At 58.4% G+C, this 15,578-nt stretch carries 12 protein-coding genes; 5 read left to right on the top strand and 7 right to left on the bottom strand.

Translation table 11 applies throughout. From position 1 onward, the window contains the following. The first annotated feature begins 63 nt into the window (after positions 1 to 63). Entirely contained in the window at positions 64 to 1,545 is a 1,482-nt protein-coding gene (locus QTO31_RS07765; RefSeq protein WP_301428638.1) for a zinc-ribbon domain-containing protein, read from the top strand. 58 nt (positions 1,546 to 1,603) lie between these two features. On the opposite strand, the gene QTO31_RS07760 is transcribed toward QTO31_RS07765, so the two are convergent. The 4 genes from QTO31_RS07760 to QTO31_RS07745 form a co-directional block, all read right to left on the bottom strand. Beyond that, positions 1,604 to 1,996, bottom strand: a complete 393-nt coding sequence (locus QTO31_RS07760) for a hypothetical protein (protein WP_031461448.1) — start codon at positions 1,994 to 1,996, stop codon at positions 1,604 to 1,606. Positions 1,997 to 2,330: 334 nt separating this feature from the next. Further along, a complete protein-coding gene (locus QTO31_RS07755; RefSeq protein WP_301429451.1) occupies positions 2,331 to 3,362 on the bottom strand; it encodes a Uma2 family endonuclease in 1,032 nt (343 codons plus the stop codon). Positions 3,363 to 3,715: 353 nt separating this feature from the next. Next, positions 3,716 to 4,747: a Uma2 family endonuclease gene (locus tag QTO31_RS07750; protein WP_301429451.1), complete on the bottom strand. Its 1,032-nt coding sequence runs from the start codon at positions 4,745 to 4,747 to the stop codon at positions 3,716 to 3,718. A 353-nt stretch (positions 4,748 to 5,100) separates the two neighbouring features. Then, positions 5,101 to 6,216, bottom strand: a complete 1,116-nt coding sequence (locus QTO31_RS07745) for a Uma2 family endonuclease (RefSeq protein WP_301428637.1) — start codon at positions 6,214 to 6,216, stop codon at positions 5,101 to 5,103. A 465-nt stretch (positions 6,217 to 6,681) separates the two neighbouring features. Between QTO31_RS07745 and bchN the strand changes: the two genes are divergently transcribed. Genes bchN through bchL form a run of 4 tightly spaced genes read left to right on the top strand, consistent with a single transcriptional unit; the run spans position 6,682 to position 11,771 of the window. Then, positions 6,682 to 7,962 carry a ferredoxin:protochlorophyllide reductase (ATP-dependent) subunit N gene (gene bchN, locus QTO31_RS07740; RefSeq protein WP_301428636.1) on the top strand — a complete coding sequence of 427 codons (1,281 nt, stop codon included), beginning with the start codon at positions 6,682 to 6,684 and terminating at the stop codon, positions 7,960 to 7,962. A 14-nt stretch (positions 7,963 to 7,976) separates the two neighbouring features. Then, the gene (locus tag QTO31_RS07735; protein ID WP_301428635.1) at positions 7,977 to 9,614 is read left to right on the top strand and encodes a ferredoxin:protochlorophyllide reductase (ATP-dependent) subunit B; all 1,638 of its coding nucleotides are present in this window, start codon (positions 7,977 to 7,979) and stop codon (positions 9,612 to 9,614) included. Continuing rightward, positions 9,611 to 10,891, top strand: coding sequence for a Coenzyme F420 hydrogenase/dehydrogenase, beta subunit C-terminal domain (locus QTO31_RS07730; RefSeq protein ID WP_031461185.1), 1,281 nt, complete (start codon positions 9,611 to 9,613; stop codon positions 10,889 to 10,891). Before QTO31_RS07735 ends, QTO31_RS07730 begins: the two co-directional genes overlap by 4 nt. Positions 10,892 to 10,949: 58 nt before the next feature. Next, on the top strand, positions 10,950 to 11,771 hold the full coding sequence (gene bchL, locus QTO31_RS07725) for a ferredoxin:protochlorophyllide reductase (ATP-dependent) iron-sulfur ATP-binding protein (RefSeq protein ID WP_031461186.1): 822 nt from the start codon (positions 10,950 to 10,952) through the stop codon (positions 11,769 to 11,771). A gap of 369 nt (positions 11,772 to 12,140) precedes the next feature. Here bchL and QTO31_RS07720 read toward each other — a convergent pair whose 3' ends face one another. From QTO31_RS07720 to QTO31_RS07710, 3 genes are all read right to left on the bottom strand, one after another. Continuing rightward, the gene (locus tag QTO31_RS07720; protein WP_031461393.1) at positions 12,141 to 13,130 is read right to left on the bottom strand and encodes an ABC transporter permease; all 990 of its coding nucleotides are present in this window, start codon (positions 13,128 to 13,130) and stop codon (positions 12,141 to 12,143) included. Next, the gene (locus QTO31_RS07715) at positions 13,114 to 14,064 is read right to left on the bottom strand and encodes an ABC transporter ATP-binding protein (protein ID WP_301428634.1); all 951 of its coding nucleotides are present in this window, start codon (positions 14,062 to 14,064) and stop codon (positions 13,114 to 13,116) included. Before QTO31_RS07715 ends, QTO31_RS07720 begins: the two co-directional genes overlap by 17 nt. A gap of 101 nt (positions 14,065 to 14,165) precedes the next feature. Further along, a complete protein-coding gene (locus QTO31_RS07710; RefSeq protein ID WP_301428633.1) occupies positions 14,166 to 15,335 on the bottom strand; it encodes an NEW3 domain-containing protein in 1,170 nt (389 codons plus the stop codon). Between the last annotated feature and the right edge of the window lie 243 nt (positions 15,336 to 15,578).

The following is a 15,578-nucleotide window of genomic DNA, read 5'->3' as shown; positions in this document are numbered from 1 at the left end:
CTTACGCTACGTCGAATAGTCGCTAGAGAAAGAGCGACTACTATCCAGTATGAGGAAACAACTATGATTATCTGTCCCTCTTGCGGTGCTCCAAACGATCCAACCAACCGCTTCTGTGATCAGTGCGGTCGGCGCTTAACCGAGCCTGAGCCTGTACCGACACCCACTGCCACGGCCCATGATCAACCCACAGCCCTCGCCACGTCGTGTCCGTCGTGCGGTACTGCCATCTTGCCCGGTGAGCGCTTTTGCAGCATCTGCGGCGCCGATTTGCTGGCAATACCACCATCATCAATGCCTGCTTCCGAGCAGGCAACCCTCATTACACCACCACCATCACCAAAACTCGTGTGCCCCGAGTGCGGCGATCCAGTATTACCAGGCGAACGCTTCTGCGACAATTGCGGCGCCGATCTAAAAGCATCTACGTTATCATCCACCGAGGCGCCAACCGTCATCGCTCCACCCACCGAGGCGCCGACCCTCACTGCCCCACCCGCCGAGGCGCCGACCGTCATTGCTCCACCCGCCGAGGCGCCGACCGTCATCGCTCCACCCACCGAGGCGCCGACCGTCATTGCTCCACCCGCCGAGGCGCCGACCGTCATTGCTCCACCCTCCGGGGCGCCGACCGTCATTGCTCCACCCACCGAGGCGCCGACCGTCATTGCTCCACCCGCCGAGGCGCCGACACCGGCAACATCATCGACACCATCAATCTCGCCAACAGCAACTGAGTCATCACCACCCCAGGCATCGACGACAAGTGACATTGCCGCTGAGCGTGCACGACTCGAAGCCCTGCTCGCCGCTCATCGTGAAACAGTAGCACAATACGAACAAATGGCAGCCCGCTACCCGGCAGGGAGTGTCCCAGCCTTCATCACGGCTGGCCTTGATGCGGCACGAGCCGAGCTAGCAAAGACTGAAGCTGAGCTAGCGGCGTTACCGCTTGGTCCAGACCCGGCAGAAGTAGCGCGACTTGAAGCTCTACTCGCCGCTCATCGCGAGACGGTAGCGCAATACGAACAAATGGCAGCCCGCTACCCGGTAGGGAGTGTCCCGGCCTTCATCACAGCCGGTCTTGATGCGGCACGAGCCGAACTGGCTAAAACTGAAGCTGAGCTGGCGGCGCTCACAGGCAGCACACCCTCAGCTCATACACCAGCACATCCGGCAGCCCCTACACCCATCGCTACACCAATAGTTTCTCCACCACCGGTTACAGCACGTCTGGTGTTAGCTGATGGCAGTGAGATTATCTTACCGCCCGGCAAGAGCGAGTATATTATCGGACGCGAAGACCCAGTGAGTAATATCTTTCCTGAAATCGATTTGACGCCCTATGGTGGTGAACTCGGCGGTGTCAGTCGTCAGCATGCCAAAATAGTACATATCGGCAATCAGTGGAGTATCGTTGATCTAAACAGCACCAATCATACGCGCGTAAACGGGCAGCGCATCGAACCACAAACCCCAACACCGCTCAGTGACGGCACCAAACTCCAATTCGGTCGTCTCGTTGCTACCTTTCATCTTTCGTAAGCACCGACTGGGATGATGAACAGACTTGGGACACCCTGAGAGACGTCCCAAGTCTGCATCAGGACAGACGCGGCGCCGACGCTCCACACAGACCACAAACTGGCGGATCGCCGACCGCCGATGTCCATAGGTTGCAGGTACGACAACGAAAACTCAACACTCGTGGCACCGGTGTTGGTTCGATTGGTTGCGGACGCAGTGCCATTTGTAATGAAGTGTAATCGGGAGCAGCAAGCAAACTTGCGTGTTCAACTCGATCACCGCTCAATACCAACTCTAGCACCATCCCCGGTGCCAGAAGATGACGGGCAGTGACATTAGTCAGCGCAGCATCATCAATGGTTAGTGTCTGCTCAGGACCACCATCGGGCCAGGATTGTACTGCCAGCGTCACAGTTTCACCGGCAAAAAAGCCACCAACATTCAACACTTCACGAATGATCACCCGCATTGACCATACTCCTGGGATACAGCAACGGTTCAATCAGCTATAGCATGTTAGTACACTTCAGTGCAAGAATAGCAGCGGGCGGTAATGTTTCCCATTCATCGTGTTTTCCTGGGGCTCAAAACGGTGCTCGATAGAGAAACCGTTTGAACGGCCAAAAAGTTACACGAAAAAACACGGCAATTGCGAAGGAAGGCACGGAGCATATCGGAGATACCGACAGTGGCGAGGGAATGGACACTGCGGTCAGATAGACACGGGTGCAGCACCAACACGAAGGGGCACCTGCGTTGGGCATCTCCGCGTGTTGTCGTCGCATCGGTTGCGGTGTTTTCGCCTACGTCCCCTGTAACCGCTGCAACTTGGCTTCCAATTCACGCAGACGGGCTTCAAGCTCGGCCCGCGCTGCCGCTTCGCGTCGGGCTTGTTCCTCCGCCTCGGCCCGCGCTGCCGCTTCCCGTCGGGCCTGTTCCTCCGCCTCGGCCCGCGCTGCCGCTTCCCGTCGGGCCTGTTCCTCCGCCTCGGCCCGCGCTGCGGCTTCCCGACGGGCTTGTTCCTCCGCCTCGGCCCGCGCTGCCGCTTCGCGTTGTGCTTGTTCCGCTGCTATACGCGCCAGCACTTCCGCCTCGGCCCGCGCTGCCGCTTCGCGTCGGGCTCGCGCCTCAGCTTCTGCCGCCTGCTGTACCACCGTCGCGTAGTCGCCAAACGCCGTGCCGTCGTCGGCGTAGCACACCACGTGGTCGCCTTCCACCCCCACCCACAGGTCGGCCAGTTCCAGATACACCCACCCCCGCTCGTCCGGCGGTTGCAGCCGGTAGGTGTCCCCCACCAGCCGGTAATCGAGCAACCGGAGCTGCCGCTCCCCCCGCCGTCCAATGTTGTCCACAATCACATACTGCGCCACCCCCGCCCGTGCGTAGTGCGCCACCTTCCACACCACGTCGTTCTCCCGCGTCTCCGGCGAGGTGATTTCAATTATCAACGCCGGTCGCACCCCCTCCTCCGCCACGTCAAACGTGCTCCAGTCGCGCCGCTCGCGCAGTCCCGGAATGACCATCACGTCCGGTCCGTGCGGCCGCAGGTCAGGCACGTCCCACGCCACCCGCACGTCGCTCAGCACGATGGCCCGCCCGTGCACTTCGAGCCGAGCGCGCAGCACTGCGGTGAGGTACATCCGGTCGGTTTCGTGGCGGTCACTGTGCACGATGAAGTCTCCCTCTTCGGGATGCAACACATCTTCGAGGGTGAGCGGCACCGGTTCGAGGTGGTCGGGGTCGTCGGGGGTAGGCCGACGGACGTAGCGCCAGCCGTAGCGGAAGGGGTCGTCGGCCGGTGGCGGCGCCGGTGTGGTGACGGTAGGATGGGTCATCACGGTTCCTCCTTGCTGTGGTAGGTGGGTCTGCCGGTATTGTAGCATAGCGCTGGGCAGCGTGCAGGGGCGAGGGTGACAGCGCAACGGGCAGCGGGTAGTGGCATGTTCCATTCATCGTGTTTTCCTGGCGCTCAAAACGGTGCTCGATATAAAAACCGTTTGAGCGGCCAAAAAGTTACACGAAAAAACACGGCAATTGCGAAGGAAGGCACAGAGTGTATCGGAGATACCGACAGTGGCGAGGGAATGGACACTGCGGTCAGATAGACACGGGTGCAGCACCAACACGAAGGGGCACCTGCGTTGGGCATCTCCGCGTGTTGTCGTCGCATCGGTTGCGGTGTTTTCGCCTACGTCCCCTGTAACCGCTGCAACTTGGCTTCCAATTCACGCAGACGGGCTTCAAGCTCGGCCCGCGCTGCCGCTTCGCGTCGGGCTTGTTCCTCCGCCTCGGCCCGCGCTGCCGCTTCCCGTCGGGCCTGTTCCTCCGCCTCGGCCCGCGCTGCCGCTTCCCGTCGGGCCTGTTCCTCCGCCTCGGCCCGCGCTGCGGCTTCCCGACGGGCTTGTTCCTCCGCCTCGGCCCGCGCTGCCGCTTCGCGTTGTGCTTGTTCCGCTGCTATACGCGCCAGCACTTCCGCCTCGGCCCGCGCTGCCGCTTCGCGTCGGGCTCGCGCCTCAGCTTCTGCCGCCTGCTGTACCACCGTCGCGTAGTCGCCAAACGCCGTGCCGTCGTCGGCGTAGCACACCACGTGGTCGCCTTCCACCCCCACCCACAGGTCGGCCAGTTCCAGATACACCCACCCCCGCTCGTCCGGCGGTTGCAGCCGGTAGGTGTCCCCCACCAGCCGGTAATCGAGCAACCGGAGCTGCCGCTCCCCCCGCCGTCCAATGTTGTCCACAATCACATACTGCGCCACCCCCGCCCGTGCGTAGTGCGCCACCTTCCACACCACGTCGTTCTCCCGCGTCTCCGGCGAGGTGATTTCAATTATCAACGCCGGTCGCACCCCCTCCTCCGCCACGTCAAACGTGCTCCAGTCGCGCCGCTCGCGCAGTCCCGGAATGACCATCACGTCCGGTCCGTGCGGCCGCAGGTCAGGCACGTCCCACGCCACCCGCACGTCGCTCAGCACGATGGCCCGCCCGTGCACTTCGAGCCGAGCGCGCAGCACTGCGGTGAGGTACATCCGGTCGGTTTCGTGGCGGTCACTGTGCACGATGAAGTCTCCCTCTTCGGGATGCAACACATCTTCGAGGGTGAGCGGCACCGGTTCGAGGTGGTCGGGGTCGTCGGGGGTAGGCCGACGGACGTAGCGCCAGCCGTAGCGGAAGGGGTCGTCGGCCGGTGGCGGCGCCGGTGTGGTGACGGTAGGATGGGTCATCACGGTTACTCCTTGCTGTGGTAGGTGGGTCTGCCGGTATTGTAGCATAGCGCTGGGCAGCGTGCAGGGGCGAGGGTGGCAGCGCAACGGGCAGCGGGTAGTGGTATGTTCCATTCATCGTGTCTTCCTGGCGCTCAAAACGGTGCTCGATATAAAAACCGTTTGAGCGGCCAAAAAGTTACACGAAAAAACACGGCAATTGCGAAGGAAGGCACGGAGCGTATCGGAGATACCGACAGTGGCGAGGGAATGGACACTGCGGTCAGATAGACACGGGTGCAGCACCAACACGAAGGGGCACCTGCGTTGGGTACCTCCGCGTGTTGTCGTCGCATCGGTTGCGGTGTTTGCGCCTACGTCCCCTGTAACCGCTGCAACTTGGCTTCCAATTCACGCAGACGGGCTTCAAGCTCGGTCCGCGCTGCGGCTTCCCGACGGGCTTGTTCCTCCGCCTCGGCCCGCGCTGCCGCTTCGCGTTGTGATTGTTCTGCTGCTGCACGTGCCAGCGCTTCTGCCTCCGCCCGCGCTGCCGCTTCCCGTCGAGCTTGTTCCTCCGCCTCGGCCCGCGCTGCCGCTTCGCGCCGAGCTTGTTCCTCCGCCTCCGCCCGCGCTGCCGCTTCCCGTCGAGCTTGTTCCTCCGCCTCGGCCCGCGCTGCCGCTTCGCGCCGAGCTTGTTCCTCCGCCTCGGCCCGCGCTGCCGCTTCGCGCCGAGCTTGTTCCTCCGCCTCGGCCCGTGCTGCCGCTTCCTGTCGCGCTCGCGCCTCAGCTTCCACCGCCTGCTGTACCACCGTCGCGTAGTCGCCAAACGCCGTGCCGTCGTCGGCGTAGCACACCACGTGGTCGCCTTCCACTCCTACCCACAGGTCGGCCAGTTCCAGATACACCCACCCCCGCTCGTCCGGCGGTTGCAGCCGGTAGGTGTCCCCCACCAGCCGATAGTCGAGCAACCGGAGCTGCCGCTCCCCCCGCCGTCCAATGTTGTCCACAATCACATACTGCGCCACCCCCGCCCGTGCGTAGTGCGCCACCTTCCACACCACGTCGTTCTCCCGCGTCTCCGGCGAGGTGATTTCAATTATCAACGCCGGTCGCACCCCCTCCTCCGCCACGTCAAACGTGCTCCAGTCGCGCCGCTCGCGCAGTCCCGGAATGACCATCACGTCCGGTCCGTGCGGCCGCAGGTCAGGCACGTCCCACGCCACCCGCACGTCGCTCAGCACGATGGCCCGCCCGTGCACTTCGAGCCGAGCGCGCAGCACTGCGGTGAGGTACATCCGGTCGGTTTCGTGGCGGTCACTGTGCACGATGAAGTCTCCCTCTTCGGGATGCAACACATCTTCGAGGGTGAGCGGCACCGGTTCGAGGTGGTCGGGGTCGTCGGGGGTAGGCCGACGGACGTAGCGCCAGCCGTAGCGGAAGGGGTCGTCGGCCGGTGGCGGCGCCGGTGTGGTGACGGTAGGATGGGTCATCACGGTTACTCCTTGCTGTGGTAGGTGGGTCTGCCGGTATTGTAGCATAGCGCTGGGCAGCGTGCAGGGGCGAGGGTGACAGCGCAACGGGCAGCGGGTAGTGGTATGTTCCATTCATCGTGTCTTCCTGGCGCTCAAAACGGTGCTCGATATAAAAACCGTTTGAGCGGCCAAAAAGTTACACGAAAAAACGCGGCAATACTGAACCTACCTGCAACCACTCGTTGCGAAAGATGAGCGAAGGTCATCTCCTGATCGGCAGTGCCACTTCGAGAGATCAGAAGCGGGTGATTAAGCAGGTACCTCTCGGAGACAAACGCCATCTCCACACCCGTCACTGTTCAAACTTACCTTTGCACCACTTTTGCACCGAATTTGTTTATACTTCACCTTCTTGCTTTTTATGCTAAAATGTTTCTAAACCTGGTAGTTCCAAATCGGCACTACAATCTTTAAGGAGGCGCTATGCACTCAAAAGCGACTCCCATCCGCGAGGATGGCATTTACCACTCGTTTTGCGGTCTGGTTAGCGTTGGTTGGCTCTACCAAAAGATCAAAGACAGCTTCTTTCTCATCCTTGGTACTCATACCTGCGCCCACCTTCTGCAAAACACCCTCGGCGTCATGATCTTTGCTCGACCGCGCTTTGCCGTTTCGCTGCTTGAAGAATCTGATCTCAGTTCATCGCAGCCTGACATCGCTGCGCAAATCGAGGAGATCAAGCGCGAGCATCATCCTTCGGTGATTTTTCTGCTCTCGTCGTGCACCCCCGAAGTGATGAAGGTTGAGTTTGAAGGATTGGCAGCTTCGGTCAGCACCCCCGAAGTGCCGGTTTTGTTTGTTCCTGCCTCCGGCCTGGATTACACCTTCTCGCAGAGTGAGGATTCGGTCTTACAGGCACTGATCCCCTTCTGCCCACCAGCCCCACCCGATGACAAGCGAGTTGTCTTTCTCGGTTCGGTCAACGATGCAATTGCCGATGATTTCTCGCTTGAAGCGGCCCGGCTAGGCATTCCGGTTGCCGGCTTCTTACCGGCCAGCCATTTTACCGAGTTGCCACCCATCGGGCCGGGAACCGTGATCGCTCCCTTGCAACCGTATCTCCATAAAACCGCCACTCAATTGCGCAATGAGCGAGGCTGTACCGTTCTCTCGTCACTCTTCCCGTTTGGGCCTGACGGTACCCGCCGGTTCTGGGAAGATTTAGCTGCTCAGTTCGGAATGCGGGTTGACCTTAGCGACCGTGAAGCGGCAGCATGGGAACGGATCAAGCATCACACCGATCTCTTGCGGGGCAAGAAGGTCTTCTTTGCCAGTGATACGCTGATGGAGCTACCACTTGCCCGTTTCCTCAAGGCCTGTGGCGCTGAAGTAGTCGAATGCTCGACCCCATACATTAATCGGCGCTTTCACGCTGCCGAACTGGCTGCGCTCGAAGGTGTGCGACTGGTCGAACAGGCTAATTTCCATCGTCAGTTGCGCACCATCGCTGAAACGAAGCCCGACCTGATAATCTCAAACATCATTACGACAAACCCGCTCGTCGGTCAGGGAACAGTCGCAAAATGGGGAACCGAGTATTGCTTCCTGCCAATCCACGGTTGGGCTGGCGTCAACAACCTGGTGACGTCGTTCACTCGTGCACTGCAACGCCACGCACAGCTCGACCCGCTCGGTTCTGATCCAATCTGGTTGACCGGTATGATGCCCAGCTCAGCCGGTGGTGTGATCTCGTTGCAATCGTGAGAGGAGACGACTCCATGCGTCTGGCTTACTGGATGTACGAAGGAACTGCCCATCACGGCGTTGGCCGGATTGCCAACAGTATGCGGAATGTCCACGCTGTGTTCCACGCACCGCAAGGTGATGATTATGTCAATGCAATCTTTGCAATGCTTGACCGTACTCCCAACTTTCCGGCGATGACAACGAGTGTGGTGAGTGGAACCGACCTTGCCCGGGGCACGATCCGCCTCCCGGATACACTACGACAGGTGGAAGAGCGGGTGCATCCCGATCTGATCGTCGTGGTAGCCTCGTGCTCGACGATCTTGTTGCAAGAGAATCTGGAAATTGCCGCCCAACATGCCGGCTTGCAATGCGATGTGATGGTCTACGACGCCAATCCGTACCGCATGCAAGAAATTGTCGCCGCCGAGAGTTTGTTTACCGATCTGGTCAAACGCTACGCCCAACCCCAACCGCGCACCGAGCGCCCAACCGTGAACATTCTCGGCCCGGCCTCGCTCGGTTTCCATGCCCGTCACGATTTGATCAGTCTGCGCCGTATGCTCAAGACCTTGGGACTAGAGATTAACGTGGTTGCACCGTGGGGTGCCAGTATTGCCGATTTACGTCGTTTACCGGCTGCCTGGCTGACGATTGCACCCTACCGCGAGTTGGGTCTGCGGGCTGCAACCTATCTTGAAGAGCAGTTTGGCGTGCCGGCCCTGCTCGATGCACCTATCGGTGTCCAGCCGACGCTGCGCTGGATCGAGCGGTTGCGTGAGCTGCTAGCGCAGGCCGGCGCCGAGATTCCGATGCCACCACTTACCGCTTTTTCGCTCGATGGGATGTCAGCGCCTTCTGCCGTACCCTGGTTTGCACGCACTGCCGACATGGATAGTTTTTCCGGGAAGCCGGCCTTCGTGTTTGGTGATGCCACGCATGTTGTCGGTATTACACGCTTCTTGCGTGATGAGTTGGGAATGCCGATTGCCGGCGCCGGTACGTATGTAAAGCATCAGGCCGATTGGGTACGCGAACAACTGACCGGCTACGTCGATGATCTGCTGGTGACCGATGAGTTCCAAACGGTGGCGAACCGAATTGCCGAGCTGCGCCCCGAACTAGTCTGCGGCACACAGATGGAACGCCATACCTCGCGACGCTACGATCTAAATTGTATGGTCATCTCGCCGCCAACCCATATCGAGAACCACTTGCTGGCGTATCGCCCCTTCCTCGGCTTCGACGGTGCAGATGTGATTGCCGATGAGGTGTATACCACCTGTACGCTCGGTATGGAGAAACACCTGATCGATCTGTTTGGTGATGCAGGGCTTGATCTGCCGGAGAAAAGGGAGGGGGTAGCGGTCGCTGAACCAGCGCCTGTGGCTCCACCGGTTGAGAGTAGTAAACCGCTCGCTGAATCACCGGTTGCCGTTGCTGTAACGTCTGCACCTGCCCCAAGCCAAACATCGCCTGCCGCCGTTACATCAGCACCGGCGCCAGTTGATCCGGTTTGGGCTGCCGATGCTGAAGCGATGCTCAAGAAAGTTCCCTTCTTTGTGCGGGGGCGCGTGCGAGGCAACGTCGAGAAGTATGCCCGTCAGCGTGGTCACGCGGTCATTACGGCAGAGGTCTTGCTGGCTGCCAAAGAGGAGCTTGGAGCATGAACACGACGCTGCCATCCAAGACACCCCATCAGCCGCGACCATCCCGGCAACTGGCCGAGATTGCCCTCTTGAGCCGCGAAGAACGGCTGGCCGGGCGTCCGAAATTGTGTAGCGACTGCGGTATCTGCACCGGCGAGTTACGACCTTTCATGGCGCAGAGCTGCGTCTTCGTCAACAATCGCGCCGAGGAGATTGAGCGCCGTTTACACGGTCGCAACCGCCACGACGGCGATGAACTGCTCTTCGGTATCTACCGCGAGTTGCGCGTCTTCCGTATGCGCCCACCCGTTCCTGATGCCCAGTGGAGTGGCGCCGTTACCAGTCTCGGCGCCCTCTTGCTCGAGCGCGGTCTGGTTGAAGGGGTGATTACAACCGGTGCAGTACCCGGCACACGCTACGCGCCGCTACCGATCCTGGCTCGAACTCCCGATGAAGTGCGGGCGACGCGCGGTAACAAACCCTGCCTTGCTCCTACCCTCGACGTGCTGACCCAGGTACGGCAAGCCGGTCTGCGTCGCATTGCCTACATCGGTACCGGCTGTCAGGTGCACGCCCTGCGCGCTATCGAGGATCAGCTCGGTCTGGAACGACTCTACATCATTGGTATCCCTTGTACAGACAACACAACGTATCCCGATCTTCAGCGTTTCTTGCAGGTCGTTTCTCGCTCGCCAGCAACGGTCGTCCACCACGAGTTTATGCAAGATTTCCGCATCTGGCTCAAGCATGAAGATGGTTCGGTCGAGAAGGTTAACTTTGTCGATCTCGATGTCAATCGGCTCGGTGGTGAATTAGGGGTTTTTCCGCCCGCCTGTCTGAGCTGTTTCGATTATCAAAATGGCCTGTCCGATCTGACCATCGGCTACATGGGAGCACCACTCCCACCCGAAGAACGCTGGCAATGGACGCTCATTCGTACCGAGCAGGGGGTAGAATTGTACAACCTGCTACGGCCTTACGTTGAAGAACGAGAACCGATCAGCAGCGGTGATCGGACTCGTGGCATGCCTGCATACATCCAGATGCTGGGTCAGCCGCGGAAGCGACCACCGTGGCCGGTTCGGCAATTAGTGGCATTCATCCAACGCCGGAGCGGGCCGAAAGGACTCGAATTCGCCCGCTCGGTGATCGAGATGAAACTGCTCCGGAACTTGCAATTCGTCCGCGAGCGACACGGTCGGCTCGAACGGCGGATTGTCCCCGGTTATGTGTACCGTGCGCTGGCGCGCTACGCTGATGTCTATCAACGTACATTTAACCGCACATTAGCACCGTGAACGGCATTGGAATGGTCATTCGCTGCCGGCACTGCCGGCCCAACAGAAGGAGTTGTCCATGTCCCTTATCCTCGCGATCTACGGCAAAGGTGGAATTGGTAAATCGACAACCTCGGCCAATCTTTCAGCAGCGATGGCTCTCAAGGGCGCCAAAGTACTCCAGATCGGCTGTGATCCCAAGCACGATAGTACCTTTCCGTTGACTGGTCATCTCCAACCAACCGTTATCGACGTGCTGGACAGTGTTAATTTCCATTTGGAAGACGTGAGTAAAGATGATGTCATTCATACCGGCTTTGCCGGTGTTGATACACTTGAATCAGGTGGCCCACCGGCCGGTAGCGGTTGCGGCGGCTATGTTGTGGGTGAGACGGTCAAACTCCTGAAAGAGTTTGGTCTCTACGACAAGTATGATGTGATTGTGTTCGACGTTCTTGGCGACGTAGTCTGTGGTGGCTTTTCAGCACCTCTCAACTATGCCGACTACGGGTTGATCATTGCGTGCAACGACTTCGATAGCATCTTTGCCGCCAACCGGCTCTGCCTCGCGATTGCGCAAAAGTCACAGCGTCACAAAGTGAAGTTAGCCGGCATTATTGCCAACCGAGTCGATTATGAGTACGGCGGCGGTACGAACTTGCTTGATCAATTCGCCGAGAAAGTTGGCACCAAAATTATCGGGCGCGTCCCTTACCACGATCTCATTCGTCGTTCACGCCTTGCCGGTAAGACACTCTTCGAGATGGAGGGGCCGGGGAAAGAGGAATGCACGCGACCCTTTGAGGAGATGGCTGAGTATCTACTGGCACAACCTCAAGCAACGGTCCCCAATCCGTACCACGATCGAGCGATCTTTGAGGCAATCGGCGGCTGGCGTTGATTGCCTAACCAAATAACCCTCGTGGCATCACGACGGATGACGGCATCGGGGCAAAGCTGTGCCTCTTGCTAGAATCGTACCCCTCACCTTCCCCCTGGCCCCTCTTCCTCTCCCATACAGGGCGAGAAGGGGGAAGGTTGCTCCCCTCACCTTCCCCCTGGCCCCTTCCTCTCCCACACAGGGCGAGAAGGGGGAAGGTTGCTCCCCTCACCTTCCCCCTGGCCCTTCCTCTCCCACACAGGGCGAGAAGGGGAGTTTTTTGATCAGACTCTAATGGCAGGTCAGGGCAAAGGCCTTGCTGACCCTATCTGCCCAACCTCCTGTGCCCCTACGTTTTGGCGTCAACCGATACGTCCGATACGTCTCCTACTACGCCCGCACTTCCTGACGTTGAAACAGGATGTAACCGACGGCAAAAAGCACAATTGTGGCCGCAATCAGACCGGTTGCATGGGGCCATGTCAGCAGAATGCTCTGTGCAGCCGGTAGCGGCGTTCCCGGAATAGCATTGTGTAACTGAATGGGTAAGATCAACCCCAGCGCACGCACTGCCGGATTAAGCATCGCCAGTGCCACCTCTGAGAAGAGCGTGTTAGGTGAGAGCCGGGTTAGCATCAGCTCAAGCTGAATCTGGTTGACCAGTGCCTGAAGATCACCGGGCGGAACCGGTTGCAGTGTGCGTGCCAGGAGACTAGCTATAATACCCCAGAAGACGGTGAAGAAGAGCCAGACGGCAATTGCCGCCAGAGCTGCGGTTGCTGGCTGGCGAAAGATTATTGAAAAGAGCATTGCTAATGCCAACCAGATTCCGCCGTAAAAGATGGTGACCAGCAGAAACCATAGCATCCGCACGGTCTCTTCACCGGTTGGCGGCACACCCAACTGCAATAGTCCCATTCCAATGATCAATAACCAGATCGCTGCCAGCGCCAGCGCCAGTGTCCCTAAACCGGCCAGAAACTTACCCATCAAGAGGGCATCGCGATAGATCGGTTGAGCCAATACCTTCGACAACGTGCGCTGGTTAAACTCACCATTTATCGAGTCGAAGGCCAGCGCAATGGCCAGCAAAGGCACCAGCAAACCGAGAAAACCGACAAATGCCGGTAGTGGATCGCGAGCAGTGGTAAACAAACGCAAAAACAGGAATTGATCACCACTGCCGGTACCGGCCCGCAGATTTTGCGCTGCTGCGTAAACCGTTCCAAAAGCGGTGAGCAAAATCAACGCCTCCAGGATCAGCATGCGCACACTGGTCAAGTAATCGGCCATTTCTTTCGCTACAACGGCCCACAACCCTGTCCAGGGCGATCCTTCGCGCTGCTGACGAGCCGGCGTACTACTACGTTGTCGCTGCATAGGCTGCTCCTTTCTTGAAGTAGCGAGCGTAGACCTCATCAAGACTAGGAGTGTCAATGCTTAAGCCTAGCAACCGACCGCCTACTTCGACCACTTTCCGTGCGATCTCGGCTCGCAGATCGGCACGTGCTTCGATGTTGTAGAAGCGTGTGCCTTCCTGAGATACACTTAGCACATCGGGAAGTGCACGCAGAGCCGTCGCGACCGCATCACCGCCCTCTACTTCGAGATGAATGCGGTATGCACCGCCCAACACTCGTTGCGCCAGCTCGCTGACCGTCCCTTCCAGTACCATTCGACCTTTGTGGAACAGACCAACCCGATCACAGACCGCCTGCACCTGTTGTAGCAGATGCGACGAAAGCAACATCGTGATCCCACTCGTCTTCAATTGTCGAATCAGATCGAGAAATTCACGTACCGCTTCCGGATCGAGCGCCAACGTCGGCTCGTCCATGATGATAAGTTGCGGTTGTTTGATCAACACCTCAGCCACACCCAGGCGCTGACGCATACCGCGCGAAAATGTTTTGACCCGACGGTCAGCAACCTGGCTCAAACCTACCTGTTCGAGCGCAGCGTTGATCCGTCGACTCATTTCCGGCTCGCGCATACCGTTCAGTTTCGCAATATAATTCAGATTCTCGCGAGCGGTAAGGTTATCGTAAAACCCGACCTGATCGGGCAGATAGCCAACCCGTGCCTTTACGCTCAGAGGCTGACGTGCCGGGTCTAAGCCAAGTACCCGCACACTCCCGCTGGTTGGCTCAGTCAGGCCGAGAAGCATCAAAATTGTCGTCGTTTTACCGGCGCCGTTTGGACCTAACAGACCGAACACTTCACCCTTTCGCACCGTTAAATTGAGATTATCAACAGCGGTGAACGAGCCGTACTGTTTGGTAAGGTCACGGCACTCTACTACAACCTCTGCCATATCACCACCTCATAGGATAGAGGAGTGAGAAGTGAGAGGTGACGAGTATTGAAACATCCTCATCTCACAACCTTCTCGCTTCTCATCCTCTTATAGACTGCTCAGCGACGACCAAAGCGCATCACGGCCAGACCAACCCCAACGACCGCAACGGCGATAAGTGCAATCCCAACCAGACCCCATAGGGTTGATGTTAGCACGGTGAAGCGGAATTCACTGGTCGCTGCTGAAGCCTCAGCCGGACGTGCAGTAAATGTCACCAGATAGTCGCCCGAAATGGCCTGATTCGAGGGCTGTACTTTAGCCGTCACTTCGATCTCCTGATTGGCTGCCAGCTCTGCAATCTGCTTCGGCTCAAACTCAACCGTCCAGCCGATAGGTGGTGAAGCACTCAGTTCAATATTGCGCGCTGGTGCACTTCCTCTGTTACGCACAACCAGCTTTACTTCAGTTTGTTCACCAATACGAGCCTCACCGGAAAGTCGTCCATCTGGAGTTGTAAGCACGAGCTGTGGCTGACCGGTAATATCGGCCACCAAGCGTGTGGTTGCCTGAAGATCACCGCCGCGCGCCAGGATATTGATCTCGTATGTACCGGCCGGAACATCGGTGAACGGGCGCACCTCAATGCTTAAGCTCTTCGACTCATTTGGACCAAACGGCACGCTGGTAATACTCTGACCAGAGAGCTTAAAATCAACCTGGAAGCCACGTGGAGCTTCGGCCAGTAAGCTCACCGGCACTTCTTCACTACTCTCATTCTTGAGAGTTACATTGTAGCGGAAGGTGGTTGTGGGAGAACCGCGCAGAGTCGGTAGATCAACCTTGAACGAGAGACCAGCCGGATTCATCGTCTTTTCTTTGAGCGTTAACGCAATCGGTAGTGTAACCTCTTGTGCCACACCGGTTGCCACTGCCACCATACGGTATTCACCGGCCTTGACATCGTTCGGCGGCTCAATTCGCAGATCGAACGTAGCATTATTATTCGGTTCAACGTACACCGATTGGATCACCCGTCCATCACCGCGGAATGTAGCATTCCAGCCAGTCGGCACATCACGCAAACCGAGCCGAACGATCTGCGGCGTCGTCTCAGTTCCGAGCGTCAGCTTAAAGGTGATCGTATCGCCAACGGTAGCTTCCTGATCCGGATAACGAGTGTAGAAGAAGAGACTACGCTGGCCCTCTTGAGCCAGCACTGGCGCTGCGCCCGCAATCATCAGCAGCGCCAAAACAACAAGGACGTTGATCATGCGAAATATGCGCATCGTCTACCTCCCTTGTGTGCGCAACTGAGTGTCTGTTGCAATGATCCACTCAATTCTGGCAAGATAGACATTCAGGATTAGAAGAAGGTTAACAGAGTATTAGCGTTGTCTATGAAGTGAATGTCGAATTACAAGTGGCAACGAAAATCAAGCTGAATGTTGTCAGGCGCCATCCAACAATTCAACCCGTCAACCGACAGGAGCAAGTTTTACACTTACCGCTAATGTTCTAATGCTGTCAAA

The sequence above is a fragment of the Chloroflexus sp. MS-CIW-1 genome, assembly GCF_030444705.1.
Classification (GTDB): Bacteria; Chloroflexota; Chloroflexia; order Chloroflexales; family Chloroflexaceae; genus Chloroflexus.
Note: the sequence above shows the minus strand (reverse complement) of the source record. Positions and strands in the feature narration are given on the sequence as shown.

Coding starts and splice junctions, on each gene's coding strand:
- QTO31_RS07765 (WP_301428638.1), top strand. CDS start 64: ATGATTATCTGTCCCTCTTGCGGTGCTCCAAACGATCCAACCAACCGC.
- QTO31_RS07760 (WP_031461448.1), bottom strand. CDS start 1,996: ATGCGGGTGATCATTCGTGAAGTGTTGAATGTTGGTGGCTTTTTTGCC.
- QTO31_RS07755 (WP_301429451.1), bottom strand. CDS start 3,362: ATGACCCATCCTACCGTCACCACACCGGCGCCGCCACCGGCCGACGAC.
- QTO31_RS07750 (WP_301429451.1), bottom strand. CDS start 4,747: ATGACCCATCCTACCGTCACCACACCGGCGCCGCCACCGGCCGACGAC.
- QTO31_RS07745 (WP_301428637.1), bottom strand. CDS start 6,216: ATGACCCATCCTACCGTCACCACACCGGCGCCGCCACCGGCCGACGAC.
- bchN (WP_301428636.1), top strand. CDS start 6,682: ATGCACTCAAAAGCGACTCCCATCCGCGAGGATGGCATTTACCACTCG.
- QTO31_RS07735 (WP_301428635.1), top strand. CDS start 7,977: ATGCGTCTGGCTTACTGGATGTACGAAGGAACTGCCCATCACGGCGTT.
- QTO31_RS07730 (WP_031461185.1), top strand. CDS start 9,611: ATGAACACGACGCTGCCATCCAAGACACCCCATCAGCCGCGACCATCC.
- bchL (WP_031461186.1), top strand. CDS start 10,950: ATGTCCCTTATCCTCGCGATCTACGGCAAAGGTGGAATTGGTAAATCG.
- QTO31_RS07720 (WP_031461393.1), bottom strand. CDS start 13,130: ATGCAGCGACAACGTAGTAGTACGCCGGCTCGTCAGCAGCGCGAAGGA.
- QTO31_RS07715 (WP_301428634.1), bottom strand. CDS start 14,064: ATGGCAGAGGTTGTAGTAGAGTGCCGTGACCTTACCAAACAGTACGGC.
- QTO31_RS07710 (WP_301428633.1), bottom strand. CDS start 15,335: ATGCGCATATTTCGCATGATCAACGTCCTTGTTGTTTTGGCGCTGCTG.